This window comes from Paraburkholderia sp. WS6, assembly GCF_030464835.1.
GTDB classification, from domain to species: Bacteria; Pseudomonadota; Gammaproteobacteria; order Burkholderiales; family Burkholderiaceae; genus Paraburkholderia; species Paraburkholderia madseniana.
In genome coordinates this window covers 231,583-256,755 of the sequence record NZ_JALQCK010000001.1, presented here as the reverse complement: position 1 = coordinate 256,755, position 25,173 = coordinate 231,583, and the positions used below count along the sequence as shown (strand labels likewise).

Sequence of the window (25,173 nt, the reverse complement as noted above, 5' to 3'; positions counted from 1 at the left end):
TTGCGCGGCGCTTTTTTCATTGTGTGCTCCGATTATCTTGTCTCTTTCCAACCGCAAAAAAGGGCTGCGCGCTGACGCGCCTGGAGTCCCGATGAGCCTTCGACTCTCTTCCCTTCGGGCTATGTCTATGCATCAAGGTACGGGCCGGCTGATGGCCGTGGCCGCCTTGGCGTTCGCGCTGGCGGGCGCCGGTATGGGTAGCGCGGTGGCAGCGCCGGGCGACGCCGCGAGCGCGCCTGAGGGCGCTTCCGTTTCTTACGCCGCCGGGAGCCAATACACGGTGCGCCCCGGGCAGTCGTTGAACGACGTGGCGATTGCCGTCACGCAATCGCACGACAAGGGGACGCTCGCACGCGCTTCGCGCGCGCTGTTCGATGCGAATCCGAATGCCTTCATGAGTCATGACCCGAGCCGGATGCGCGTCGGTGCGCTGTTGACGATCCCGGCTCTCGATGCAACCGGTGCTCCGGCGGCTTCTGCGCCGGTTGCGGGGTCTGCGTCTGCCGCGCCATCGGCCACTACGGCTGCGCCGGCTTCCGCGCCGAACGCGGCGGCGGTTGGTGCTGCTGTCGGCGCCGCGAGCGGTGTGGCGCAGGTCAATGCCGCCGCAGCGAGCGCGGCAAGCGCTGCGGCTCAGGCTGCCACGCCTGCGGTTTCAGGGACGGCCAGCTCGACGACGGCTGAAGCAAACTCGGCGACGCCGGCTAGCTCGGCAGCGGCCGGTGCGGCCCCCGTAGCAGGTTCACAGGCTGCAGGCGTGTTGCCGGCCAGCGGCGCACATGTCTGGTCGGGCGCGATCCAGCCCTCGGCCAGTGAGGCTGCCGAAGGGGCGTCGGCGGCTGCCACAGCAGCAGCGACGGCCACCGCTCAACCGGCATCGCAACCGCGTGCGCAGGTTTCCAGCTTGCAGCAATTGCTCGCGCTGAAAAACCGCGTGCTGATGGAACTGCAGAAACATGGCATCGGTGGTACGCCGACCGCGCCGGTGCCGCCTGCTACAAATGGTGCGCAACCGGCCGCCGGTGTTTCGTCCGCGGCAGCCGTTTCCGGTCATGGCAGCGCGCCGGTTTCCACGGCGACCGATGCCGGCATCTCGCAGACGAATTTGAGCATCGCGGCGGCGATCGGCGCGGCGTTGGTCGTGTTGCTGGCGGCTTTGCGTCTGAGTCGACGTAAGCGCGTTGCTGTTGCCGCGACAGGCGGCTCGCTGGCGGAGGACGCAGCGGCGGCTTCCGCGCGAGCGGCTGGGTCGCAGGATGTCGATTCGACGCGCGAAGCGTCGGACGTGAGCGGCGAAGCGGCGGCCGGGTACGCGGCGGTAGTGGCGCCGACTGACCACGAGATCGCTGGGGATGAAGCGGCGGCGCGAGAAGTGGCGGAACGCGTGGCAGCAGAGCGCGAAGCGGAAATTCGCGCGGCGACTGCGCGTGAGGCAGCAGAACGAGAAAATGCAGAGAGCGCGGCGACCGAACGCTTGGCGGCGGAACGTGCAGAAGCGGAGCGCGCTGCGGTAGAAAGCGCAGAAGCCGAACGCGTAGCTGCGTCACACGCTGCTGCGGAGCGCGCCGAAGCCGAACGCGCGGAGGCAGACAAAGCCGCGGCTGAGCGTGCGGCAGAAGATCACGACGCGGCACAACGCGCCGCAGCAGAACACGAAGCCGCTGCCCACCAACCTCACACAGGCTCGCCCGCACAAGACCACGATGCGTTCCAACGCGCGTCGCAGGAAATCCACCCGACGCCCGCGCCGTTCGAAGCTTCGCAGCCGAGCCCGGACACCGAATCGATCGGCCAAAGCGCTCCCACAACCGAACCTCTTCCCTCGGCCCATCACGAGAATCTCGACGGGGCAACCACGGCTGCGAGCCTCGCAGCCGCCGCGGAACTCGGTGCCGAAGCATTGCCGCTGACTCCACTTGAACCGGTCGACGAGAGTTTCCAGCAAGAGGTGCCTCCGCACCGTCTGCAATGGGACGACGAACCGGCATCGAGCGCGCCGGCCATGCCGTTGGCAGAGCCGACGAATGAGCCGCTTGCAGAGTCACGGAGCCATCAGGACACCCCACCGCCGCCGGTCATCGATTTCACGCGGCAGCAGGCTGAACCGCGCACGAGTTCGCCGTTCAGCCAGCCGCACGGCGAGACGTCGGCGCATCCGGTGCCCGATACTTCGGTGCCGGCAGTGCCCGCAGCCCAACAGGGCGCGGCTCACGTCGAACCGACGCATCAACCGTCTTACGAAGCGCATCCGCAGTCACATCTGCACGCCGAACCCGCAACGCCAGCAGGTGCACCGAACTTCGAACCGACACCCGTCGCGCCAGTTCAGTCCGCGCTATCCGCGCCGACCGAGTTCCCGCGCGATGCCCTCGATGCCTTCAACAGTCTGAACATGCCATTGCCGCCGCGCGTCGAATCGACCGACGACGCAGCCGTGAGCGCACCCGCATCGCAGTCGACACAGCCGGTTGCCTCCCCCGAAACCAGGGCGCAACAAACCGTAGCGCCGCACGATCCGGACGACTTCCCGCACGTCGCTGACGAAATCGCCGCCGGCACCGCAGGCCACGCAGCCGTCGCGGGCCTGGGCGCTGCCGGCTTCGGCGCGCTGAAGCTCGATTTCGACCTGGAGTTGCCGCCGAGCCCAGCTCAGCCGTTGCCGGCCTTCACGCGGGCCGATCTCACTCGCATCGCCCGCAACAAGCTCGATCTGGCCGCCGAATATATCGACCTCGGCGATCTGTCCGGCGCGCGCACGCTCATCAACGAAGTGATCGAAGCGAACGATCCGGCCACGCGCACCGAGGCGCGCGCGCTGCTCTCGACGCTCGCGCCGTTGTCGTGAAGCGTATTGCATTAGGCGTTCAGTACGACGGCTCGGCATTCTGCGGCTGGCAGTCGCAGCCGCACGGCAAGACCGTGCAGGACGAGCTCGAACGGGCGTTGCGCGAGTTCGCGCAAACGCCTGTGCAAACCATTGTGGCTGGGCGCACCGATACCGGCGTGCACGGCCTCGGCCAAGTCGTGCACTTCGACACCGAACTCGATCGCACGGACTTTTCGTGGATTCGCGGCACCAACGCCTTCCTGCCGAAGACGATCGCCGTGCAATGGGCCAAGCCGATGCCCGACGAATTCCACGCGCGGTTTTCAGCGTTCGAACGGACCTATTACTACGTCCTGTACGTCCATCCGTTCCGTTCGCCGATGCAGGATACGCGGGCCGGCTGGGTACACACGCCGCTCGACGTCGACGCCATGCGGGCCGCGGCCGCTCATCTGATCGGCGAGCACGATTTTTCAGCATTCCGTTCGTCGCAATGCCAGGCGAAAACGCCGGTCAAACATCTGTATCAGATCGACATGCGGCAACAGGGCGACTTCGTTCATTTCCGGTTTCGGGCGAACGCGTTCCTGCACCACATGGTGCGCAATCTGATGGGCTGTCTGGTCGATATCGGCCGGGGACGCCATCCGGCCGAATGGATGGCCGAGGTTCTTGCCAGCCGCGAACGCGATTGTGCCGCGCCGACCTTCATGCCTGACGGCCTGTACCTGGCGCAGGTGGGATATCCTGAGCAATTCGCCGTGCCCGCGCCGCAGACCGGCAGCGTGCCGTGGAGTACCGTCTGGACCGAGCAAGCGCAAACATGAAATCAACTGAAAATCTGGCAGCCGAAGCAAACGCCGGCGCGCAGCAGCATGCCGCGCCGCATCGCACGCGTATCAAGTTGTGCGGACTGTCGAAGCCGGAAGACGTGTCGCTGGCGATCGACCTCGGCGCCGACGCGATCGGCCTCGTGTTCTACCCGCCGAGCCCGCGTTCGGTAAGCGTTGCGCAGGCAGTAGAGCTGGTACACGACGTGCCGCCGTTCATATCGGTAGTCGGCTTGTTCGTGAACGCAACGCCGGACTGGATTCGCGAAGTCGCCAGCAATGTCGGGCTTACGCTGCTGCAGTTCCACGGCGACGAAACCGCTGAGCAGTGTGAATCCCTCGCCAGTGTTGCGGGTTTGCCTTGGTTGCGCGCTTTGCGAGTCGCAGCGGATACTCAGCCGGCAGATTTGGTAAAATCAGCGCTTAACTATTCAGCAGCCAGCGCCCTCCTGTTCGACACCCATGTCGAAGGCTATGGCGGCGGCGGGAAGGTTTTCGATTGGTCACTTATTCCAGCAGAGCTCGCGCGTCGGGCCGTTTTGAGTGGTGGGTTGAACGCGCAAAACGTCAGTGATGCGATCCATCGCGTGCGCCCGTACGCGGTCGATGTCTCGAGCGGCATCGAAGTGCCGGGCGCCAAGGGCGTGAAAGATCACGCCCGGATGGCGGCGTTCGTACGCGCAGTGCGCGCAGCGGACGCTGAATGATTCAGGCGGCGCGGTTTTCTCATAGAAAAGCCGTGCGCCACACTGAGAAGAGTGATCACCATGTATAACTTGCCTGACGAAAGAGGCCATTTCGGCCAGTATGGCGGCGTGTTCGTCGCCGAAACGCTGGTTCACGCACTCGACGAGCTGCGTGCCGCGTACGAGAAATTTCAAAAAGACCCGGAATTCGTCGCCGAATACGAGCGCGAACTGAAGCATTTCGTGGGTCGTCCGTCCCCCATTTATCACGCACAACGTTGGAGCGAAATGCTCGGCGGCGCGCAGGTTTTCCTCAAGCGTGAAGACCTGAATCACACCGGCGCTCACAAGATCAATAACGTGATTGGCCAGGCGCTGCTCGCAAAGCGCATGGGCAAGCCGCGCGTGATCGCGGAAACCGGCGCAGGCCAGCACGGCGTGGCGGCCGCGACCATCGCGGCGCGCTTCGGCATGGAATGCGTGGTCTACATGGGCGAAGAAGACGTACGCCGCCAGGCGGCCAACGTGTACCGGATGAAGCTGCTCGGCGCAACCGTCGTGCCCGTGACGTCCGGCTCGCGCACACTGAAAGACGCGCTCAATGAAGCGATGCGCGACTGGGTGACCAACGTCGAAAACACCTTCTACATCATCGGCACGGTGGCGGGGCCGCATCCGTATCCGATGATGGTGCGCGACTTCCAGCGCGTGATCGGCGACGAGTGCAAGGTGCAGATGCCCGAACTGGTCGGTCGCCAACCCGACGCCGTGATTGCGTGCGTTGGCGGCGGTTCTAACGCGATGGGTATCTTTTACCCGTACATTGACGACGCTTCGGTGCAGCTAATCGGCGTCGAGCCAGCGGGTGACGGGATCGAAACCGGCCGGCACGCAGCCTCGCTGATCGCCGGCACTCCGGGCGTGCTGCACGGCAACCGCACGTATCTCCTGCAAGACGAGAACGGTCAGATCATCGAAACACATTCGATATCGGCCGGTCTGGACTATCCGGGAGTCGGCCCCGAGCACGCGTGGCTAAAAGACAGTAATCGCGCGCAATATGTCAGCATCACCGACGAAGAAGCGCTCAAGGCGTTCCACGACTGCTGCCGCATCGAAGGCATTATTCCGGCGCTGGAGTCCAGCCATGCGCTGGCCTACGCCGCGAAGCTCGCGCCGACGCTGCCCAAGGACAAGGTCCTTCTGGTCAATCTGTCGGGCCGCGGCGACAAGGACATGCATACGGTCGCTGAGCGATCGGGCATTCAGTTCTGAGCGCCGCGACGATGCGCGACGAGTTCGATGAGCCGCAACCGGCGCTTGAAACCAGCCCGGCCGCCGAGGTAGTGGTGGCCGAGGCGCCTGCACCCTTGTTAGCGCAGGTGCCTGCCGGCATCCGGCTGTTGAACCGCGATTTTCTGACCGATGTAGCGAACATCCCCGACGGGTCGATCGACCTGATCCTGTGCGATCCGCCTTATGGGCTCGGCAAGGATTATGGCAACGACTCCGACATGCGCTCCGGCGAGGATTTCCTCGCCTGGACGCGTGGCTGGCTCGAGCTGGCTATTCCGAAGCTCAAGCCGTCGGGTTCGCTGTATATCTTCTGCACCTGGCAGTACGCGCCGGAAATCTTCAGCTTCCTGAAGACAAAACTCACGATGATCAACGAAATCATCTGGGACCGGCGTGTGCCGAGCATGGGGGGAACGGTTCGCCGGTTCACCTCGGTGCATGACAACATCGGCTTTTTCGCGGTGTCGAAAGATTACTTTTTCGATCTCGATCCCGTCCGCATCCCGTACGATGCCATCACGAAGAAGGCGCGTTCGCGTAAATTGTTCGAAGGCAGTAAGTGGCTGGAGCTTGGCTATAATCCGAAGGACGTCTGGTCGGTATCGCGGCTGCATCGGCAACACGCCGAGCGCGTCGATCATCCGACCCAGAAACCTCTGGAAATTGTCGAGCGGATGGTGCTGGCAAGTTGTCCGAAGGGCGGGCGCGTACTCGACCCGTTCATGGGCAGCGGCACCACCGCAGTCGCTTGCGCCCGGCAGCAGCGCGAATTCGTCGGCTATGAGATCAATGAAAGTTACTGTGCGATAGCACGCGAACGCGTTAGCGCGGCCGCGTCGGCGCCTGCTGCCGCTCGCAAAAGCCGCAAGAATGCGGCCAAAGCTGAGCAGCAAACCGAGGCGCAATAAGCGCGCAGTAGCTTAAAAATCCGAGAATATTCCATGTCCCGTATCAAGAACACGTTTGCCGCGTTGTCCGCCCAGGGTAAGAAAGGCCTGATTCCGTTCATGACGGCCGGCGACCCGGATCCGGCGCGCACAGTTGAATTCATGCACGCGCTCGCCGCCGGCGGCGCCGATGTGATCGAACTGGGCGTACCGTTTTCCGACCCGATGGCCGACGGCCCGGTGATCCAGCAATCGTCCGAACGCGCGCTGGCGCATGGCGTGTCGCTGCGCCATGTACTGGCCGACGTGAAGCGCTTCCGCGAAACCGATGACAAGACGCCGGTGGTGCTGATGGGCTACGCCAATCCGATCGAGCGCATGGGCACCGAAGCGTTCGCCAAGGCTGCGAAAGAAGCCGGTGTAGACGGCGTGCTGGTTGTCGACTACCCGCCGGAAGAGTGCGTTAATTTCGCCGAACAGATGCGATCTGCCGGCATCGATCCGATCTTTTTGCTGGCGCCCACCTCCACGGATGAGCGCATCGCGGAAGTCGGCAAAATCGCCAGTGGTTACGTCTACTATGTGTCACTGAAAGGCGTGACCGGCGCGGCAAATCTGGACGTTTCCAGCATCGCGAGTAAAATCCCCGCCATCAAGTCGCGCGTACCCCTGCCGGTGGGCGTCGGTTTTGGCATCCGTGACGCGCAAACGGCGCGTTCGGTGGCCGAAGTGTCCGATGCCGTCGTGATCGGCAGCCGTATCGTGCAATTGCTCGAACAAGCGGCGCCCGAAGCCGCCGCCGAGACGCTTACGCGCTTCATTGCCGAAGTGCGCGAGGCGCTCGATAGCGTCGCGACTGCCCGATAACAGTTATTTTTTGTCTCCTGTAGTGTGAGCGGCGGGTTCGTCCCGCCGTTTGCGCAACCGGTTGACCCAGAGGGATTCAATATGAGCTGGCTCGATAAGCTGCTGCCGCCGAAAATCAAACAAACCGACCCGAAGAACCGCAAGGGGATTCCGGAAGGCCTGTGGATCAAGTGCCCGTCGTGCGAAGCCGTGCTGTACCGCAATGACGTCGAGGCCAATCTGCACGTTTGCCCGAAGTGCGACCATCACATGCGCATCGGTGCGCGTGAGCGGCTCGACGGCCTGCTCGATCCGGAAGGCCGCTACGAAATCGGCCAGGAAATCGTCCCGGTCGACGCGCTCAAGTTCAAAGACAGCCGCAAGTACCCGGACCGCCTGAAAGAGGCGATGGACGACACCGACGAAACCGACGCAATGGTCGTGATGGGCGGCGCCATCCACACGCTGCCAGTGGTGGTCGCGTGTTTCGAGTTCTCGTTCATGGGCGGCTCGATGGGTTCGGTGGTCGGCGAACGTTTCGTGCGGGGCGCTCAGAACGCGCTCGAACAGAAGGTGCCGTTTATCTGCTTCACCGCTTCGGGCGGCGCGCGGATGCAGGAAAGCCTGCTTTCGCTGATGCAGATGGCGAAGACCACCGCCATGCTGACCAAGCTAGCCGAAGCCAAGCTGCCGTTCATTTCCGTGCTGACCGATCCGACTATGGGCGGCGTGTCGGCGAGTTTCGCGTTCCTGGGCGACGTGGTGATCGCCGAGCCGAAGGCGCTGATCGGCTTCGCCGGCCCGCGCGTGATCGAACAAACCGTGCGTGAAAAGCTGCCGGAAGGCTTCCAGCGCGCCGAATTCCTGCTGACGAAGGGCGCGGTCGACATGATCGTCGATCGTCGCAAGCTGCGTGAAGAAATCGCGCAATTGATGGCGCTGTTGAGCCATCAGCCGGCGGACGCAGTCGCGTAAGCCTTTGCATCAATACGGGGCCGCGCCTGAAAGGGCGCCGCAGCCGTCCGAAAAGCAGTCGAAAAATAGCGCGCCGCGAGAGTCATCAAGCGGCGCGCTGTCATTTCCGGGATAATCACGATCTCGCAACGCAGCAAAGATTCGCTCGATGACCACATTCCCCACCCTCGACGCGTGGCTCACGCACCTTGAATCCGCGCATCCTGTCGGCATCGACATGGGATTGGGACGCATCTCCCAGGTACGTGACGCGATGCAGTTGTCGTTCGCGTGCCCGATCATCACGGTCGGCGGCACGAACGGCAAGGGTTCGACCTGCGCGATCCTCGAATCGATTTTGCTGCGCGCGGGCTTCACGGTTGGCTGCCACACGTCGCCGCATCTGTTGACCTTCAACGAACGGGCGCGCGTGAACGGCGAAATGGCGAGCGACGCAGACCTGCTGCCGCATTTCGAAGCCGTCGAAGCCGCACGCCTGAGCCTTGCCGAACCGATCACACTGACTTACTTCGAATTCACGGCGCTCGCGATCATGAGCCTGTTCGCCTCGCGCGGACTGGACGCGGTGATTTTCGAAGTCGGCCTGGGCGGCCGCCTCGACGCGGTCAACATCCTCGATGCGGATTGCGCAATCATCACCAGCATCGATATCGATCACACCGAGTATCTCGGCGACACGCGCGAGAAAATCGCCTTCGAAAAAGCCGGCATTTTCCGCCCCGGTAAGCCGGCGATCTGCGCCGATCCGGTGCCGCCTCAAACATTGATCGATTACGCTGAAAAGATCGGCGCCGAACTGTGGCTATTCGGCCGCGATTTCCGCTACGAAGGGCAGGCAGGCAGCGAGCGCCAGCAATGGAGCTACGTGGGCCCGACCATGCGCCGTTCCGCGCTCGCCTACCCGGCATTGCGCGGCGCGAATCAGTTGATCAACACGTCGGCGGCGCTGGCCGGTCTTGAAGCGCTGCGCGATCGTTTGTCGGTCTCGGCGCAGGACATCCGGCTCGGCCTCGCTAACGTCGAATTGCCGGGGCGCTTCCAGGTGCTGCCCGGCAAGCCGGCCATCGTGCTCGATGTCGGCCACAACCCGCACGCCGCGGCAGTGCTGTCGCAAAACCTCGGCAATATGGGCTTTTTCCCGTACACCTACGCCGTGTTCGGCGCGATGCGCGACAAGGACATTGCCGGCGTGCTGACGCATCTGAAAGGCGAAATCGACCACTGGTGCGTGACCGATCTGCCGACCCCGCGTGCGGCTTCGGCGGGAGAACTCGAGGCGGCTTTGCGCAAGCAGGGCGTGAGCGACGGCAATGACAGCAGCGTGACGCGCTACGCAACACCAGCAGAGGCTTTCCAAGACGCGCTAAAACGAGCGTCAGAGAATGATAGAATCGTGGTTTTCGGCAGTTTCTATACGGTAGCAGGCGTAATGGCCTACCGTAAATCGCAGCAACACTGAACGGGCGCCAGGCTCGAACCAAGCGATTCATGGGAATTTTCTCGTTCGGCAAGAAAGACGACGCGCCCAATCGGCGCGGCGCAAACACCAGTTCCACCCGGGCCGCCCGTGGCGAGCGCGTGGAGCGGCGAACCCGCCGCACGGAGCGCACCGTGGATGCCGATGCGATGCTGCTCGACCCTACGTTGCCTGAAAAGCAGCGTGCGCGACGCAGACTCGTCGGCGCGGTCGCGCTGGTGGTTGCAGCGGTGGTGATCCTGCCCATGGTGCTGGATTCGCATCCAAAGCCCGTCACGGACGACATCTCCATCGACATTCCAAGCCGCCCCGCGCCGAAGGTCGCCACCAAGACCGAAGAAGACACGCAGGCCGGCGTAGCACCGGATAACCCAGCGCCTGACGCGGCACTCGCCGCTTCCGGCCTTGCGCCGACAACGGCAGCCACGCAAGGCCAGTCCAGCGCCGCTAAACAGCAGAGTGCGGCTACGAGCGCAGCGCCCGCCGCCAAACCGGCTGCGAAACCGCAAGCACCCGCCGCCGTTGCCGCCAATACGTCACCTGCAGCGCCTGTAGCGCAAACGCCTGCCAAACCGGCCAAAGCACCCGCCACGCAAAGCGCGGCGAACACTCCGGCCCCGAGCGAAGACAGCACGAATACGGCCGCCGCAAGCGCGGACGCCAATTCCGGCACACCGGCATCGCCGCCCGGCAGCCGTTTCGCTGTCCAGTTGGGCGCATTTGCGAACGACGCCAATGCCCGTACTTGGGCCACCAAGTTGAAAGCGGCCGGTGTGCCCGCATATACCGAACATCGGAAGCAGGCCGACGGCTCAACGCTCACGCTATTGCGCGCCGGTCCGTTCGCCGACCGTGCAGCGGCTAGCGCCGCGATTGCGAAGGTTCGTGAGGCCGGCTTGACGTCCGGCGCGAACAGCGGCGCAGCACAGTAAGCGAGCGATGTTCACTGCCTTCGACTACGCTGTAATGGCGGTGATCGGTTTGTCGGCCTTGCGCGGCACATGGCGCGGCTTTTTGTCCGAGATATTCGGGCTGATCGGCTGGATCGCGGCGTTTTTCATTGCTTGCCGCTTTGTTGGTTATGTCGTGCCGTTTATCCCTGCCACGTGGCCGGGCGGCGCGCTGACCCAGTGGCTTTTGGCGTTCGCGCTGGTGGCGATCGGCGTGGTGCTGGTCGCAAGCGTGCTGAACGCGCTGCTGAGCCGCATCGTGCAGGCAAGCGGCTTGAGCGGCGTGGACCGCTCGCTCGGTTTGATGTTCGGCCTCGTGCGCGGGGTCGTTCTGGTGCTGATTCTGGTCGCCCTTGCAGGCTTGACCGAACTGCCCCAACAGGAATTCTGGCGCAACGCCTTGCTTCGGCCCTATGCGGTCGAGGGCGTGCACGTAATGAAACCGCTGCTTCCCGAGACGCTCGCTGCCTACGTCCGCGTGTGACGATCAGGTGAACGGTTAGAGGAACGCAGCAGGACTCCGGCGCAATCCGGTTGCCTCTACGTAGTCGCGTACCCTCGCGCAGCATCGCAGGCACCGGCCGCCGTTACGAATTTCGTACCTTTGAAGGACATGCCATGTGCGGCATCGTAGGCGTAGTTTCCCATTCTCCGGTCAATCAGTTGATCTATGACAGCCTGCTGCTTCTGCAGCACCGCGGTCAAGACGCCGCCGGCATCGCGACAGCGAACGGCAGCAATTTCCACATGCACAAGGCCAACGGCATGGTGCGCGACGTGTTCCGCACGCGCAACATGCGCAGCCTGCCCGGCACCACCGGTATCGGCCAGGTCCGCTACCCGACCGCCGGTTCTGCATCGAGCGAAGAAGAAGCCCAGCCGTTCTATGTGAACGCGCCGTTCGGCATCATCCTCGCGCACAACGGCAATCTGACCAACTGGCAGCAACTGAAAGATGAGATGTTCCGCATCGATCGCCGCCACATCAATACCAATTCCGACACCGAAGTGATGCTCAACGTGCTCGCGCACGAATTGCAGCTCTCCAGTTCGAGCCTGCAACTCGATCCGGCCGCGCTGTTCAAGGCGGTGTCGGGCGTGCATCGCCGGGTGCGGGGTTCGTACGCGATCGTGTCGCTGATTGCCGGCTACGGTTTGCTCGGCTTTCGTGACCCGTTCGGCATTCGCCCGCTGTGCCTCGGCAAGCAGGAAACGCCGGAAGGTGTCGAGTGGATCCTGGCGTCGGAATCGGTTGCGATCGAAGGTATCGGTTTCGAATTTGTGCGTGACATCGCACCGGGCGAAGCCATTTTCATCGACCTCGAAGGCAATTTGCACTCGCAGCAATGCGCGACGAATCCGAGCCTGAACCCGTGCATTTTCGAACTCGTGTACCTCGCGCGTCCGGACTCGGTGCTCGACGGCGTGCCGGTCTACAACGTGCGCCTGCGTATGGGTGATTACCTCGCCGAGAAGATCAAGCGCGAATTGCCCGACGTCGCGATCGACGTCGTGATGCCGATTCCCGATTCGTCTCGTCCGGCCGCGATGCAGGTCGCGAAGAAACTGGGTGTGGAGTATCGCGAAGGCTTCTTCAAGAACCGTTACGTGGGCCGCACCTTCATCATGCCGGGCCAGGCGATGCGCAAGAAGTCGGTGCGCCAGAAGCTGAACGCAATGGGCATCGAGTTCAAGGGCAAGAACGTGCTGATCGTCGACGACTCGATCGTGCGCGGCACCACTTCGCACGAAATCGTGCAGATGGCACGCGATGCCGGCGCGAACAAGGTGATCTTCGCTTCGGCGGCGCCGCCGGTGAAGTACCCGAACGTCTACGGTATCGATATGCCCACGCGCGGCGAACTCGTCGCACATGGCCGCACGGATGATGAAGTCGCGCGCATGATCGGCGCGGACTATCTGGTTTATCAGGACGTCGACGCCCTGAAGCAGGCGGTGCGCGATATCAACCCGGCGCTGAAGGAATTCGAAGCCTCGTGCTTCGACGGTAACTACGTGACGGGCGATGTCACCACCGAGTACCTCGACCGCATCGAAACCGCGCGTCTCGCACCGTCCTCGCAGTCGGATCGTGACGCCGCGAGCGAAGCGGCCGAGGGTGGCCCGTCGCGTTCGCAACTGCATCTGCAGTTGTCGGTCGGTTGAGTAATAGCGCTCGCGTCGTGGCCCGCTGCACGCCACGCCGCGAGCGTGTTAGCATGACGGCTTGCGTCGATTTGATCTCAGCTTGCGGACGCGGGGCAACCCAAAACAGCTAAAGCGAATGGTGGAAAAGCCGCAGTCATCCGCCTCCGCTCCAGCTTTCCCCCGCACATGAAGCCCGCTTATGCCGACGCAAAAGCGGGCTTTTTTGTTGCTGCCGTTTGGCGTTGTTGTGCTCGTCTAACATGAGCCGCAGACGCTGAACCCAGCCATGGAACATTGGATACCAGAACCAACATGGACGACTCCCTGAACTTCGACACGCTGGCAGTCCGCTCGGGCACAGTGCGCAGCGACTTCAACGAACATTCGGAAGCGATTTTCCTGACCTCGAGCTTCGTCTTCGCGAGTGCCGCGGACGCCGCCGAAAAATTCAAGAATTCCGAAGACAATTACACCTACTCGCGCTTCACGAATCCGACCGTCTCGATGTTCCAGGACCGTCTGGCCGCGCTTGAAGGCGGCGAAGCGTGCATGGCCACGGCTTCGGGGATGGCCGCGATCATGTCGGTAGTGATGTCGACATTGCAGGCCGGCGACCATCTGGTTAGCTCGCAAGCGCTGTTCGGTTCGACGCTCGGCATGTTCTCGCAGATCTTCAGCAAGTTCGGCATCACGACGACTTTCGTCGATCCGACCAATCTGGACGCGTGGAAAAACGCCGTGCGTCCGGAAACGAAGATGTTCTTCCTCGAAACGCCGTCGAACCCGCTGACCGAAGTCGCCGATATCGAAGCGATCAGCAAGATCGCGAAGGCGGCCAATGCGATCTTCGTGGTCGATAACTGCTTCTGCAGCCCCGCCTTGCAACAGCCGCTGAAGCTCGGCGCGGACGTCGTGATGCACTCGGCCACCAAGTTTCTCGACGGCCAAGGGCGTGTGCTCGGCGGTGCGCTGGTCGGTTCGAAGCAGTTCATCATGGAAAAGGTCTTCCCGTTCGTGCGCAGTGCCGGGCCGACCTTGTCCGCGTTCAACGCGTGGGTGCTGCTCAAGGGCATGGAAACGCTGTCGCTGCGTGTCGAAAAGCAGTCGGCGAATGCGCTCGAAATCGCGCGCTGGCTGGAAACGCATCCGGCCGTGAACCGCGTGTTCTATCCGGGACTCGAATCGCATTCGCAGCACGCGCTGGCCATGCGTCAGCAGAAGGCGGGCGGCGCGATCCTGTCGTTCGAACTGAAGGGCGATACGCCTGAGCAGATGCGCGCGAATGCCTGGCGCGTGATCGACAGCACGAAGATCTGCTCGATCACCGGCAACCTTGGCGATACGCGTACCACCATCACGCATCCGGCTACGACCACGCACGGTCGTGTGACGCCTGAGGCGCGCGCGGCGGCGGGGATCAGCGAAGGTTTGATCCGTCTGGCAGTGGGTCTGGAAAACGCCGGCGATATTCGCGGCGATCTGGAGCGTGGTTTAGCGGGTTAATAGCGCTAGGCGAGCGCAGCAGGAAACGCGGGCCGCCTTTTCAGGCGGCTCGCATGTTGCACAAACTCAATGGCGCAACGCGCGCCACTGACCGGGCGCCAGCCCGAAACGCCGCGTGAATGCGTGCGTGTAAGCGCTCTGATCGCCGAAGCCGATTTCCAGCGCGATATCGCTGAGCGACAGGCGTGGATCGGACAGCAAACCAAGAGAGGTATCGAGCCGCAAACGCTGCAAATAGCGATGCGGCGTTTCGCCGAAGGCGTCGATAAAAAGCTGATGAAAGCGCCGCATGCCAAAGCCGCAGTGGGCGGCCAGGTCGGCGATACGCAGCGGCTCCGACAGATGAGCGCGCAGCCAGCTGTCGATGCGCGCGAAGTCGAGGCCGGCGCCAGATGCCTGCGCCTCGGCCACCGTGCCGGTGTCGGCCACCAACGCAGCGCCCAGTCGTGCGGCTGCGTCCCATTGAAAACGCCGCGTATCCAGATCGTCGCCTTGCGCACCGCCTGTGGCGTGCGCTGCAATCCGATGCACGAGTTGCGTGAGCGAGGCATCCACCGTCACGGCCCGCGCGCGGTCGAACAAACGTTCGGGCACGGCCAGCGAAGTGGCCGGCAGATCCAGCACCAACTGCCGGTTCTCGCCGACGCCCGCATAGTCGTGCCGTGCACCCGCCGGGATGAGCCAGGCAGAGCCGGCGTCGATCTGATGCGCAACGCCGTCTACCGCCATCACCATCGCGCCGTCGAGTCCGAGCACGACCTGGTGAAAGTCGTGCACGTCCGACGCTTCGATCGCGCCGTAGCGGCGCAACGAAACGCTAGGAGCGGTGACGGCGGCGTGACTCATTGGCGAAGCCCAATTACAAAATACAAAACAGCACAGCGAAAAACTTAGACGCCGAGCAGTTCGACTTCGAACACGAGCGTCGCGTTCGGCGGAATCACGCCGCCTGCGCCACGCACGCCGTAGCCGAGTTGCGGCGGAATCGTCAGCTTGCGCGTGCCGCCGACCTTCATGCCTTGCACGCCTTCGTCCCAGCCCTTGATGACCATGCCGCCGCCCAGCACGAACGCGAACGGGTCGTTGCGGTCCTTGCTCGAGTCGAACTTCTGGCCGTCGGTCAGCCAGCCCGTGTAGTGCACGCTGACGGTCTTGCCGGCCACCGCTTCGGCGCCAGTGCCTTCAACGATGTCTTCGTATTTCAGGCCGGATTCGGTAGTCACAGTCGACATGTGTCGCTCCTTAGATCAAAAACGTAAAAACCGACATTGTAGGCGTGTTGGGCTCGCATCGCCGAGGATTGCCGCGTGGCATGCGGTTTGCGTTCAGGTTAGCCATCCGGCCAGGCTGGTTGCGCTGGACGGCATGCCTATAATGGGGCTTCGTTTGACATTTGATGCACCGCCTGAGAGGGTTCGATCGTGACAACGCCTTCCACCGGGACCGCCGGCACACCGCCGGTTCCTTCCGGTTTCGCCGTATCCGAACGCACCGCACGCCTGCGCGCGGAGACCGCGCTGTTTATGCGCGATCACGTGCTGTCGCTGGTGTCGCATGACCTCCGTGGTCCGCTGAATGCCATCCATAGCTGGGCGTACGTGCTCGAGCGCAAGCTCGATGCCAACGACCCGAATTCGCAACGCGCCGTCACCGGCATTCGCAACGGCGTGGAACAGCAGGTGAAGTTGCTGGAGACGATTGTCGACGCCACGCGCGCCGAGACCAAATCGCTGGAACTGGCTCTTGCGCCGTTTTCGCTGCATCCGCTACTCGATGAAACCGTTGACGGAGTCCATTCCGGGCTGGCGCGCGCACGCGGGGTCGAGGTCACGGTCGAGTCGCACCTCGCTACCGAGCAGCTCAACGGCGACCGTGAGCGCCTGGCCGCCGCACTGTGGCTGATGCTCACGTTTGCCGTCGAGGCGAGCACGGAAGGCGCCGCGGTCACGCTGGCCGCACGTGCGGACGCCACCAGGTGGTACGCCTCTGTCACCTTCAATCAAAACGCCGCTGCACTGAACGATCCGGCGGTGCCGCATTTGCTGGAAGCCTTTGCCCGCAAACAGGCGTGCGAACCGCGCGAAGCCAAACGGATCGCGTGGGTGTTCGCGCTGTGCAAGCGCGTTGCGGAAGCGCACGGCGGCAGTTTCGAGCAAAGCGACGCGCCTGAGAGCGAAGCGGTGACGCTCGCGCTGCACGTGCCGTTGAGTGCAACGACAGCAACGTGAGCGGCGGCTGTCGACGCGCGTTCCTGCACGCGATTAACTTTCAGCTTGCTTTCGCCATTTATACTGACAACTTTTGTTGCCGGAGCCCTTCGCTTTGATCCAGGTTGTCGCCCTTATCGGTGCATTGTTTCTCGTTGCCCTCAACGGTTTTTTCGTCGCCGCCGAATTCGGTCTGGTGAAGCTGCGGCAGACGCGCGTGCAGAGCCTCGCGGCCAAACACGGCATGCGTGGGCGTTTGCTGGCGAAGGTGCATGGCCGGCTCGACGCGTATCTGTCCGCCTGTCAGCTCGGCATTACGCTGGCGTCGCTTGGGCTCGGCTGGATCGGTGAGCCGGCGTTCGCGGAACTGCTCACGCCGGTGTTCAGCCTGCTCGGCGTCGAGTCGGAGAAGCTGATCCACGGCATCTCGCTGTTCTTCGCGTTCTCGTGTATTTCGTTCCTGCACATCGTGGTGGGCGAGTTGGCGCCGAAGTCGCTGGCGATTCGTGAAGCGGAAAAGGTTTCGTTGTGGGCCGCCACGCCGCTGTACGGTTTCTACTGGGCGATGTATCCGGCGATCTGGGTGCTCAATACGAGCGCCAACGCGGTGTTGAAGCTCGCGGGTCTCGACGCGGACCACGGCCACGACTCGCATTATTCGACCGACGAACTCAAGCTGATCCTGCGTGGCCGCCGCGCCAACGTCGCGACTGAACTCGGTGCGCCGGATGGCGCATACAGCCAGGACGAATGGAACACGATTGCGCATTCGCTGGATTTTTCGCGCATGACTGTCTCGGATCTGATGCGGCCGTCCTATGAAATGGTCGGCCTGCGGCGCGATGTGCCGTTGCGCGAAAACATGCAGGTCGTGGCGCGGCACCGCTTTAGCCGCTATCCGTTGTTCGAAGACGCGTCCGGCGAGCGCGTGGCGGGCATGATCCACTTGAAGGATTTGCTGCTGGCGCGGCACGCGGGCAGCACACTCGACGATCTCTCCAAATATGCGCGACCCGTGCAGTACGTGAAGCCGGACATGCCGGCGCTCGAACTGTTTCGCCGCTTCCGCAAGGGTGCGCCGCACTTCGCACTGGTTGGTCACAAGAACTCGAAGCCGATCGGCTTTCTGACGCTGGACAATCTGCTCGGCGCGCTGGTTGGGCAGATCCACGACGAATTCCGCCAGGGCGACGCCGACTGGACGCGTATGGACGACGGCACGCTGATGGGCAAGGGCAGCTTGCCGGTGGTGTCGTTGGAACGCGCGCTCGGAATCGACATTGACGAGGGCAAGGCCGAATCGGTCGGCGGTCTCGTGATTCAGGCGCTCAACGATTTGCCTACCGAAGGGCAGCGCGTCGAGTTCGATCGCTTCGACGTGGTGGTCAAAAAGATGAAGGGGCCGCGCATCGTGCTCGTGCGCGTTTATCCGAAGACCTATGACGACGAAGGCGGTTGAACGGCTTATTTGCTGAGTCCGTCTCAGGTCCACTGAAACATTGCTCTGCATACGATCTTCAAAAGATCTTCTAAAAATCACAGATCAACTACGTGGCACGCCGTCCTCCACCAACACCGCGATAGGCATCGCGCTCAACGCATCGCGCAGATAAAGCAAACCGTTTTCGTCGACCTTGGGCGCCGCCGGACTCAGCCAGTCGAACAGCGCCCGCGCGGCCAGATCCGCGGGCATTTCGATCGCCGTATCGCCCCATTTGGCCGGATCGACCATCGGCAAATCGCCGCCATTGCCTTCTGCGCCGAGCAACCCGGCAGCAAGCCGGCTCGCCACCACCACAGCCCACGCATTCCCATGCCGCCGTGCAAACGCGACCACATTGGACGCATGCGCACCGCGCACTGCAAGCGGCAGATACGCACTCTGACTCAACAACTCCGGCAAATGCGCGCGCAACGCCAGCATGCGCTGCACTACCGAGAGCTTTACCCGGCCATCGTGCCAGTTCGCCAGAAACTCCGAAGGCGGTGTTTGTGCGAGCCACGCCTCACGCCTCGCAAAATCGACGGGCCGGCGATTGTCGGGATCGACCAGGCTGAAGTCCCACAACTCAGTACCCTGATAAAGATCGGGAATCCCAGGCGACGTCAGCCGCAACACGGTCTGCTGCAAACTGTTGAGCGCACCGGCGCGTCCAATCCGCGCCACGAACGCGGACAACTCGCGCAGGAAACCGTTGCGCCGCTGCGGCGCCAGGATATCGAACAGGAAATCGCGGCAGCCGGCCTCATAGGCTTCGTCGGGTGCGAGCCAGTTGGTCTGAAGCTTCGCTTCCCGTAGCGCCTTCAATTGCCATTGCGCGACGCGCTCAGCCAGTTCCTTGACGCCCGCTTCATCGTCCGGCTTTAAATCCGGTGGCCAACTGCCCACCAAGGTCTGATACAGCATCGCCTCGGCGGCGGGGCCGGGCGCCCAATCGTAGCTTGTGTCGTGGCTCACGCTGCTGATCGGCTTACCGTCGAGCGCACGCCGATGCGGCGCGTTCAAGGTCGACCACGCCCGCAACGTCGTGCTCCAGTCATGAGAAATCTCGCTCAACACGGCAAGGCGCGCACGCACGTCTTCGCCACGCTTGTGATCGTGCGTGGCCGTGGCGAGCATCGCGTGAGGAAAGCGCTGCGAACGTTCGAGATTCGCCGCATGAAATTGCGCGACCGACAGAGCAAACTCGCCCGGGTCCGAGCCGACTTCGTTGCGCGATAGCAAGCGTCCATAGCGATAGCACGCTGTATCTTCGATCGCCTTTGCGGCGACCGGTGCGGTCAATTGCGAAAACAGCGTCTGCGCAGTGCGCCGCGCGGAACCTGCATGACTTGGCGGGGCGCCATTCGAACCTTGTTGTTGCGATTGCGCATTGCCGCGTGCGTTCGGCACATCTTCAGCGCTGCCGCCAAGCCACGCGTTCACGCGGTCGAGCACCACGTAGTCCGCGCGCGAAAGCGTCTCTCTCGCGCCTGCTAGCGCCTGCTCGAAATACACGTTATCGGCAGCGCTGCGCAGCCCGTTCTGTGGATAGACCCGATACACCGGAAAATGCACGACCAGTTCGGCCAGCACGCGCCGCAGCGCGGTGAAGGTGAAATCGCGCGTGGTCAACGAATCGCGGGCAATGCGGTGCAGCGCGCGCGCCGCGCGGTCCAGTTCCGCCGAGAGGTTTTCCGCGAGAATCTTGCGTCGCGCGGCCAGGGCTTCGTCGGTGAAGCGAGGGCTGCGGCCGGTGAGTTCGGCCCAGGTCTGCGCGAGCGGTTCGGCGCCGGCCGGATCGTGCAGCAGTGCGCCCACGTCGTTCATGAAATCGTAGCCGGTCGTGCCGTCCACGGGCCAATCGTCGCGCAGCGGCTCGCCGCGGCCGAGAATCTTTTCGACGACCACATACGGCGCGGTGTCGCGCAATTCGGTGAGGCGCTGCCGCAGGCGCTGACAATACTCGCGCGGTTCGGCGAGGCCGTCCACGTGGTCGATCCGCAAACCATCCACCACGCCTTCCTGATACAGACGGAAAATCAGCGCGTGCACCGCCTCGAACACTTCAGGCCGCTCCACACGCACACCGGCCAGCGTCGAAATGTCGAAGAAACGCCGCCAGTTCACTTCGTCTGAAGCAGTGCGCCACCACGCGAGGCGGAAGTGCTGCCGTTCGATCAATCGATGCAAACGGTCACGCGTCACCGGGTCTGCGGTCGAATACGATTCCAGCACCAATTCGATCGCCGAGCTGCCGCTTTGCGCGACGAATTCGCGCAGCATGTCGCGTCCTTCGGCGGCGCGCGGCTGATCGGCAGGCTGCGTCGTCAGGCCCTGGAAACGTTCGGCCAGTGCGGCGAGATCGGCGCGGTCCGCGCTTTGCAGAATCGCCGCGTAGTCGATTGGGCACACCGGAAACATATGCGGCCCGTAGCCGATATAAAAGCGCCCGCTGTCGGCCGCAAAATGCAGCGCAATCCGGCCGGCCGCGAGTTCCTCGCCGTACGGCGCGCCGAGTGTCGGCGCCAGCACCTTGCCGCGCAAGGCCGGATCGGGCGAATGCCAGTCGACATCGAAGTGGCGAGCGTACGCGCTGTGCCGGCCCCATTCGAGGATATCGAGCCACCACGCGTTGTTCGAGCCGCCGACGCCCATATGATTCGGCACCACGTCGACGATCAACCCCATGTTGTGCGCGCGCAGTTTGTCGGCGAGGCGTTTCAAGCCCGCTTCGCCTCCGCATTCAGCGTTGACCTGGGTGTAGTCGACGGTATCGTAGCCATGCATCGAACCCGGCTCGGCGGTGGTGATGGGCGACGCGTACACGTGGCTGATGCCGAGCGCGGCGAAGTAGTCGACATGCTTGGTGGCATCGTCGAAGGTAAAGCCTCGATGGAACTGGAGGCGAAGCGTGGAGCGCGGGACGGTCATGGCGTATCAGGCTCCGAAGAAACGTTGGAAGCAGCAGGAACGGTGGCGCCGCGGCGCGCGCGGTCGACCGCCAGCAGGCGATCGCTGAAGGTGCCGTCCTCGAACAATGCGTCGATGGGCAAGATCACGCGGCGGCGCCAGTTCGGATGCTCGTCGATCGAGCCGGGCAGATTCGGTTGCTCGACCAGTGCGAGCAAATCTTCGAGCGGGAAAGTGACGAGCGGCCCGGGCGTAGCGGCTACGAAGGCGAGCGCTTCATCCACGGGCGCCTTGTCGGGCGGCGGCGCGTCCACGTCCGGCGCGGCGACGCCGGCTTGCTGGAACGCGCGCCATAACAGCGCGCGATCGGCGGCGCGTTCTTCCTGTGCCACTTCCTCCGCGTCGCGGCCATCGGCGCGCGCCATCGTCTGACCGATCCGGTTGCGCCACGTGATGTCGCTGCCGCGCCACCAGCCCGCCACGGTCGGCAGATCATGGGTCGTGGTGGTGCCGACAGCGTTGCGGTCCCACGCCTGCGGCGGCTTGAAGCCCCTGCCGCCTTCCGCGCCTTCGAACCACAGCACGCGAATGCCGGCCAGACCGTGCTCGTCGAGCCGCTCGCGAAAACCGGGTGGCACAGTGCCGAGATCTTCGCCGATCACGATCGCGCGATGCCGCCACGATTCGAGCGCGATCAGCCGCAGCAGGTCTTCGAGCGGATAGCGCAGATAGGCGCCGTTACGCGCGCTCTCGCCTTCGGGCACGAGCCACAGGCGCCGCAAGCCGAGAATGTGGTCGATGCGGATGCCGCCCGCATGCGCGAACGCCGCGCGCAGCATGTCGATGAATGCGGAGAAGCCCTGCGTGCGCATCGCGCGTGGCGAGAAGGTGGTCAGCCCCCAAGCCTGTCCGGCCTGGTTGAACAGATCGGGCGGTGCGCCCACTGAAATACCTTGCAGCATGTCGTCGCGGTACGACCATGCATGGCTGCCGGCACTATCGCACCCGACGGCGAGGTCGGCGATCAGGCCGACGGCCATGCCGGCGTCGCTCGCTGCATGCTGCGCGTGCGACAAGCCCTTGGCGGCGAGCCATTGCAGAAACAGATGAAAGTCGACTTCATGCCGATGCGCTTCGGCAAAGGCTTCAACTTCCGGACTGCGCGGATCGCGCAACGCCTCGGGCCAGTTGCGCCAGTGGCCATTGCCGCCTTCCTGAGCCAACTGCACCGCCTGCAGCGCTTCGAAACGCGCGTGGTCTTCGAGCGCACGGCCGGCACGTTCGCAGAAACCATGAAATTCGAGGGCACGCGGCGTGTCGTGCGCGCGTTCCTGGGCGCAGAAATTCTCGTACAGCGCACGCAAAACCTTCAGCTTCAGCACGACCGCGTTCGGCCAGTCGATCAGTGGCAAGTCTTCGAGTGCCGGCCATGCTTCGGTGGCCTGCGCGGCCTCGAGCGCGGCGCGCGCGGCTTCGGCGCCGAACACCGCGGTGGGGTCGATATGCGTGATATTCAGCCACAAGCGGGACGACGGCGAATACGGACTGAAGCGATTCGGCTCGGCACTGAACATCGCGTGCGTCGGACTGACGGCGAGCGCATGCGCGCCACGCTTTGCGCTTTCAATCGCCATTTGCGCGAGGGCCGTATAGTCGCCGATGCCGCCATCGCCCGTGCGGCGCAAGCCGTATAACTGCGCGGCGATGCCCCACAACGGCGGTGGATGCGTCGTGGCGCCGTCGTGCAGCGTGCGCCATGCATCGGCGACGGTATAGCAGCGCGACGGCGCGACGGCCAAAGTCATGCGTTGTTCGTTGATCACCAGCGTGTGATAGCCGGGCTCGTCGATCGGTGTGAGCAACGCTTCCTCGCCTTTAGGCGCCGTGAAGCGACCGTCGATGATCGAGCCGCTTTCGAGTTCGATCCGGTAGTGACTGCCGGATTTGATCGCCGCGGCAGGCAGCGCGATGCCGCGCTCGACCTCCGCCGTCATCAGCGGGGGCAGTTTGCGGCCGGACAGTTCCGCTTCGAGCGCGGCGGCGCTGTGCCGGATCTGCGTGGCGTTACCGCACGGTAAACCCATCCGGTCGAGCAGCACGGCGAGTGTGCTCTCGGGTACGTGTTGCGTCGTATGGTGCGCATCCCGCCACTCGACTTCGAAGCCAGCGCGCGTGGCAAGGGTCACGATCGTATCGTTTGGACGGCGGGTGGCACTCACGCGTTGTGCTCCTGTTGGCCGGCGATGCGGGCATCGTGGCCGATGGCATAGTCGCTGACGTCGCCGGTCACCCACGCGACGAACGCGAATGACGGCAACACGTTGGCGTCGATCTGCTCGCGCACGCGCGGCGGCGTTTCGAAAATCACTTTGCCGGCAGGCAGATCGGGGAACGCCACGTTCTCCTTCGAGAGATTCAACACAATCGACAAGGTTTCGCCGTCGGTGAGTTTCCAGCGGGCAATCAGCGCATTGGCGTCGCCACCGTTTGCGGCGGTCAACACGGTCGAGCCACACGCTTTGGCATGTTTCAGACGCGGCGTGATCAGCTTCGCCCGCACCGCGAGCGCGGATTTGTAGAAGTGCATCCACTCGAGGCGGTCTTTCGCGTTGGCATCCGCAGCGGCGCCTTGAATGGGCTCAGGCGGCGACGAGGCTGTAAAGGTCTGCACGTCGTTCGGATCGGGAATCTGCGCGCGACGCTTTTCATCGCTGAACGCCGAAAAGCGTGCGAATTCGCGACGCCGCCCTTCGCGCACGGCGTCGGCTAGCTCGCCGGTGTAGTCGGTGAAAAACAGGAACGGCTGGGTCGAGCCGTATTCCTCGTCCATAAACAGCATGGGGATATGCGGCGACAGCAGCAGCAAACCGGTGGCGGCGCGCAAGGCATCGTCCGACGTCAGCTTGCGCAGGCGCTCGCCGAATGCGCGATTGCCGATCTGATCGTGATTCTGCAAGAACATCACGAACGAGGTGGGCGACAGATGCTGGCTTGCTTCGCCACGCGGCGCGCCGTCGTGAATCGGCGACGGGTCGCCTTGATACGCGAAACCTTCCGACAACACGCGCGCAAGGCGACGGATCGGCTGATCCTCGTATGCGTGGTAATAGCCCTCCGTTTCGCCCGTCAGCAGAACGTGCAGCGTGTTGTGCGCGTCGTCGTTCCACTGCGCGTCGAAATGCGTTTCAAGCAGGCTCGCACTGTTGTGTTCGTTTTCCAGCACCAGATGCACATGCCGGCCGTGCTGCACTTTCGCGCGGATATGGTCGGACAATTCGCGCAGCCACGCGTGATTGTCGATGGCATGCACCGCATCGAAACGCAGGCCGTCGAGACGATACTCGTTGATCCAGTAGACAGCGTTGTCGATGAAGAAGTCACTCACTTCACTGCGTTCGAAATCGATCGCGGGGCCCCACGGCGTGTGCGTGCCTTCACGGAAAAACGAGCGGGCGTATTGGTGCAGATAATTGCCGTCCGGTCCGAAGTGGTTGTAGACCACGTCGAGAAATACCATCAGGCCGAGACCGTGCGCGGCGTCGATCAGCGCTTTCAGTTCTTCGGGGCGGCCGTACGCGGAATCGGGCGCATATGGCAGCACGCCGTCGTAGCCCCAATTGTGGCGGCCGGGAAAGTCGTTTAACGGCATGAGTTCGATGGCCGTCACGCCGAGCGCGACCAGCGTGGGCAGACGTTTCTGCACGCCCGCATAGCCGCCCATCGCGCCGACGTGCAACTCGTACAACACCGTTTCTTCCCACGGGCGACCGTGCCAGTTCGTATGTTCCCAGTGGTACGCGCGCGGGTCGATCACTTCGCTCGGCCCGTGCACGTCTTGCGGCTGGAAGCGTGACGCAGGATCGGGCACCGCATGCTCGCCATCGAGCCGGAAGCGATACAGTGTGCCCGCGCCGCTCTCGACGGTGGTTTCGAACCAGCCGTTGCCGGCAGGCGTCATGTCGTGCGCGCCCTGGGCCGGTCCGTTTTCAATCTCCACTTGGACCGTCTTGCACGAAGGCGCCCAGAAACGGAACCGCGTGCGCGGCTTCGCGCCCGTAGCGCCCAGCAACTGTGCGCTGAACGGCAGGCAATGCGCGTGATGATGCGCGTGAGGATCAATCGGACTTTCGGACATGATTCATCACCAT

At 63.5% G+C, this 25,173-nt stretch carries 19 protein-coding genes; 14 read left to right on the top strand and 5 right to left on the bottom strand.

The window, feature by feature from the left end; genetic code table 11:
• Positions 1-127 precede the first annotated feature (127 nt).
• From M0D64_RS01080 to M0D64_RS01025, 12 genes are all read left to right on the top strand, one after another.
• Positions 128-2,845 carry a FimV/HubP family polar landmark protein gene (locus tag M0D64_RS01080; protein WP_266237885.1) on the top strand — a complete coding sequence of 906 codons (2,718 nt, stop codon included), beginning with the start codon at positions 128-130 and terminating at the stop codon, positions 2,843-2,845.
• On the top strand, positions 2,842-3,654 hold the full coding sequence (truA, locus tag M0D64_RS01075; protein WP_266256323.1) for a tRNA pseudouridine(38-40) synthase TruA: 813 nt from the start codon (positions 2,842-2,844) through the stop codon (positions 3,652-3,654). The genes M0D64_RS01080 and truA overlap by 4 nt, the downstream gene beginning before the upstream one ends.
• Positions 3,651-4,364 carry a phosphoribosylanthranilate isomerase gene (locus M0D64_RS01070; protein ID WP_171927073.1) on the top strand — a complete coding sequence of 238 codons (714 nt, stop codon included), beginning with the start codon at positions 3,651-3,653 and terminating at the stop codon, positions 4,362-4,364. The genes truA and M0D64_RS01070 overlap by 4 nt, the downstream gene beginning before the upstream one ends.
• A 60-nt stretch (positions 4,365-4,424) precedes the next feature.
• Entirely contained in the window at positions 4,425-5,618 is a 1,194-nt protein-coding gene (trpB, locus tag M0D64_RS01065) for a tryptophan synthase subunit beta (RefSeq protein ID WP_266237891.1), read from the top strand.
• An 11-nt stretch (positions 5,619-5,629) separates the two neighbouring features.
• Positions 5,630-6,547, top strand: coding sequence for a site-specific DNA-methyltransferase (locus M0D64_RS01060; protein ID WP_266256322.1), 918 nt, complete (start codon positions 5,630-5,632; stop codon positions 6,545-6,547).
• A gap of 33 nt (positions 6,548-6,580) precedes the next feature.
• Positions 6,581-7,393, top strand: a complete 813-nt coding sequence (gene trpA, locus M0D64_RS01055; RefSeq protein ID WP_093634943.1) for a tryptophan synthase subunit alpha — start codon at positions 6,581-6,583, stop codon at positions 7,391-7,393.
• An 81-nt stretch (positions 7,394-7,474) separates the two neighbouring features.
• The gene (gene accD / locus M0D64_RS01050; RefSeq protein WP_093634944.1) at positions 7,475-8,347 is read left to right on the top strand and encodes an acetyl-CoA carboxylase, carboxyltransferase subunit beta; all 873 of its coding nucleotides are present in this window, start codon (positions 7,475-7,477) and stop codon (positions 8,345-8,347) included.
• 148 nt (positions 8,348-8,495) lie between these two features.
• Positions 8,496-9,806, top strand: a complete 1,311-nt coding sequence (gene folC / locus M0D64_RS01045) for a bifunctional tetrahydrofolate synthase/dihydrofolate synthase (protein ID WP_266256321.1) — start codon at positions 8,496-8,498, stop codon at positions 9,804-9,806.
• Between the two features lie 29 nt (positions 9,807-9,835).
• Positions 9,836-10,756 carry an SPOR domain-containing protein gene (locus tag M0D64_RS01040; protein WP_266237901.1) on the top strand — a complete coding sequence of 307 codons (921 nt, stop codon included), beginning with the start codon at positions 9,836-9,838 and terminating at the stop codon, positions 10,754-10,756.
• A gap of 7 nt (positions 10,757-10,763) precedes the next feature.
• Positions 10,764-11,258 carry a CvpA family protein gene (locus M0D64_RS01035; protein WP_093634947.1) on the top strand — a complete coding sequence of 165 codons (495 nt, stop codon included), beginning with the start codon at positions 10,764-10,766 and terminating at the stop codon, positions 11,256-11,258.
• Positions 11,259-11,392: 134 nt separating this feature from the next.
• A complete protein-coding gene (gene purF, locus M0D64_RS01030) occupies positions 11,393-12,940 on the top strand; it encodes an amidophosphoribosyltransferase (RefSeq protein WP_153142101.1) in 1,548 nt (515 codons plus the stop codon).
• Between the two features lie 294 nt (positions 12,941-13,234).
• Positions 13,235-14,425, top strand: coding sequence for an O-succinylhomoserine sulfhydrylase (locus M0D64_RS01025; protein WP_266256320.1), 1,191 nt, complete (start codon positions 13,235-13,237; stop codon positions 14,423-14,425).
• A 66-nt stretch (positions 14,426-14,491) separates the two neighbouring features.
• Here the strand turns inward: M0D64_RS01025 and M0D64_RS01020 are convergent, their stop codons facing one another.
• The gene (locus tag M0D64_RS01020; protein ID WP_266256319.1) at positions 14,492-15,271 is read right to left on the bottom strand and encodes an AraC family transcriptional regulator; all 780 of its coding nucleotides are present in this window, start codon (positions 15,269-15,271) and stop codon (positions 14,492-14,494) included.
• 44 nt (positions 15,272-15,315) lie between these two features.
• Positions 15,316-15,657, bottom strand: a complete 342-nt coding sequence (locus tag M0D64_RS01015; protein ID WP_027803023.1) for an FKBP-type peptidyl-prolyl cis-trans isomerase — start codon at positions 15,655-15,657, stop codon at positions 15,316-15,318.
• Between the two features lie 189 nt (positions 15,658-15,846).
• Between M0D64_RS01015 and M0D64_RS01010 the strand changes: the two genes are divergently transcribed.
• On the top strand, positions 15,847-16,653 hold the full coding sequence (locus M0D64_RS01010; RefSeq protein ID WP_266256318.1) for a sensor histidine kinase KdpD: 807 nt from the start codon (positions 15,847-15,849) through the stop codon (positions 16,651-16,653).
• Positions 16,654-16,747: 94 nt separating this feature from the next.
• Positions 16,748-18,091: a hemolysin family protein gene (locus M0D64_RS01005; RefSeq protein ID WP_097394827.1), complete on the top strand. Its 1,344-nt coding sequence runs from the start codon at positions 16,748-16,750 to the stop codon at positions 18,089-18,091.
• An 84-nt stretch (positions 18,092-18,175) separates the two neighbouring features.
• On the opposite strand, the gene treY is transcribed toward M0D64_RS01005, so the two are convergent.
• From treY to treZ, 3 genes are read right to left on the bottom strand one after another with little or no spacing between them, the layout of a single operon-like run.
• Entirely contained in the window at positions 18,176-21,046 is a 2,871-nt protein-coding gene (gene treY / locus M0D64_RS01000) for a malto-oligosyltrehalose synthase (RefSeq protein WP_266256317.1), read from the bottom strand.
• Complete coding sequence (malQ, locus tag M0D64_RS00995; RefSeq protein WP_266256316.1) at positions 21,043-23,244, bottom strand: 4-alpha-glucanotransferase; 2,202 nt, start codon at positions 23,242-23,244, stop codon at positions 21,043-21,045. The genes treY and malQ overlap by 4 nt, the downstream gene beginning before the upstream one ends.
• Complete coding sequence (treZ, locus tag M0D64_RS00990) at positions 23,241-25,160, bottom strand: malto-oligosyltrehalose trehalohydrolase (protein WP_266256315.1); 1,920 nt, start codon at positions 25,158-25,160, stop codon at positions 23,241-23,243. The genes malQ and treZ overlap by 4 nt, the downstream gene beginning before the upstream one ends.
• Positions 25,161-25,173 lie beyond the last annotated feature (13 nt).

Excerpts from the sequence above, each read along its gene's own strand:
- M0D64_RS01080 (WP_266237885.1), top strand. The coding sequence starts at position 128 with ATGCATCAAGGTACGGGCCGGCTGATGGCCGTGGCCGCCTTGGCGTTC.
- M0D64_RS01070 (WP_171927073.1), top strand. The coding sequence starts at position 3,651 with ATGAAATCAACTGAAAATCTGGCAGCCGAAGCAAACGCCGGCGCGCAG.
- trpB (WP_266237891.1), top strand. The coding sequence starts at position 4,425 with ATGTATAACTTGCCTGACGAAAGAGGCCATTTCGGCCAGTATGGCGGC.
- M0D64_RS01060 (WP_266256322.1), top strand. The coding sequence starts at position 5,630 with ATGCGCGACGAGTTCGATGAGCCGCAACCGGCGCTTGAAACCAGCCCG.
- trpA (WP_093634943.1), top strand. The coding sequence starts at position 6,581 with ATGTCCCGTATCAAGAACACGTTTGCCGCGTTGTCCGCCCAGGGTAAG.
- accD (WP_093634944.1), top strand. The coding sequence starts at position 7,475 with ATGAGCTGGCTCGATAAGCTGCTGCCGCCGAAAATCAAACAAACCGAC.
- folC (WP_266256321.1), top strand. The coding sequence starts at position 8,496 with ATGACCACATTCCCCACCCTCGACGCGTGGCTCACGCACCTTGAATCC.
- M0D64_RS01040 (WP_266237901.1), top strand. The coding sequence starts at position 9,836 with ATGGGAATTTTCTCGTTCGGCAAGAAAGACGACGCGCCCAATCGGCGC.
- M0D64_RS01035 (WP_093634947.1), top strand. The coding sequence starts at position 10,764 with ATGTTCACTGCCTTCGACTACGCTGTAATGGCGGTGATCGGTTTGTCG.
- purF (WP_153142101.1), top strand. The coding sequence starts at position 11,393 with ATGTGCGGCATCGTAGGCGTAGTTTCCCATTCTCCGGTCAATCAGTTG.
- M0D64_RS01025 (WP_266256320.1), top strand. The coding sequence starts at position 13,235 with ATGGACGACTCCCTGAACTTCGACACGCTGGCAGTCCGCTCGGGCACA.
- M0D64_RS01020 (WP_266256319.1), bottom strand. The coding sequence starts at position 15,271 with ATGAGTCACGCCGCCGTCACCGCTCCTAGCGTTTCGTTGCGCCGCTAC.
- M0D64_RS01015 (WP_027803023.1), bottom strand. The coding sequence starts at position 15,657 with ATGTCGACTGTGACTACCGAATCCGGCCTGAAATACGAAGACATCGTT.
- treY (WP_266256317.1), bottom strand. The coding sequence starts at position 21,046 with ATGACCGTCCCGCGCTCCACGCTTCGCCTCCAGTTCCATCGAGGCTTT.
- treZ (WP_266256315.1), bottom strand. The coding sequence starts at position 25,160 with ATGTCCGAAAGTCCGATTGATCCTCACGCGCATCATCACGCGCATTGC.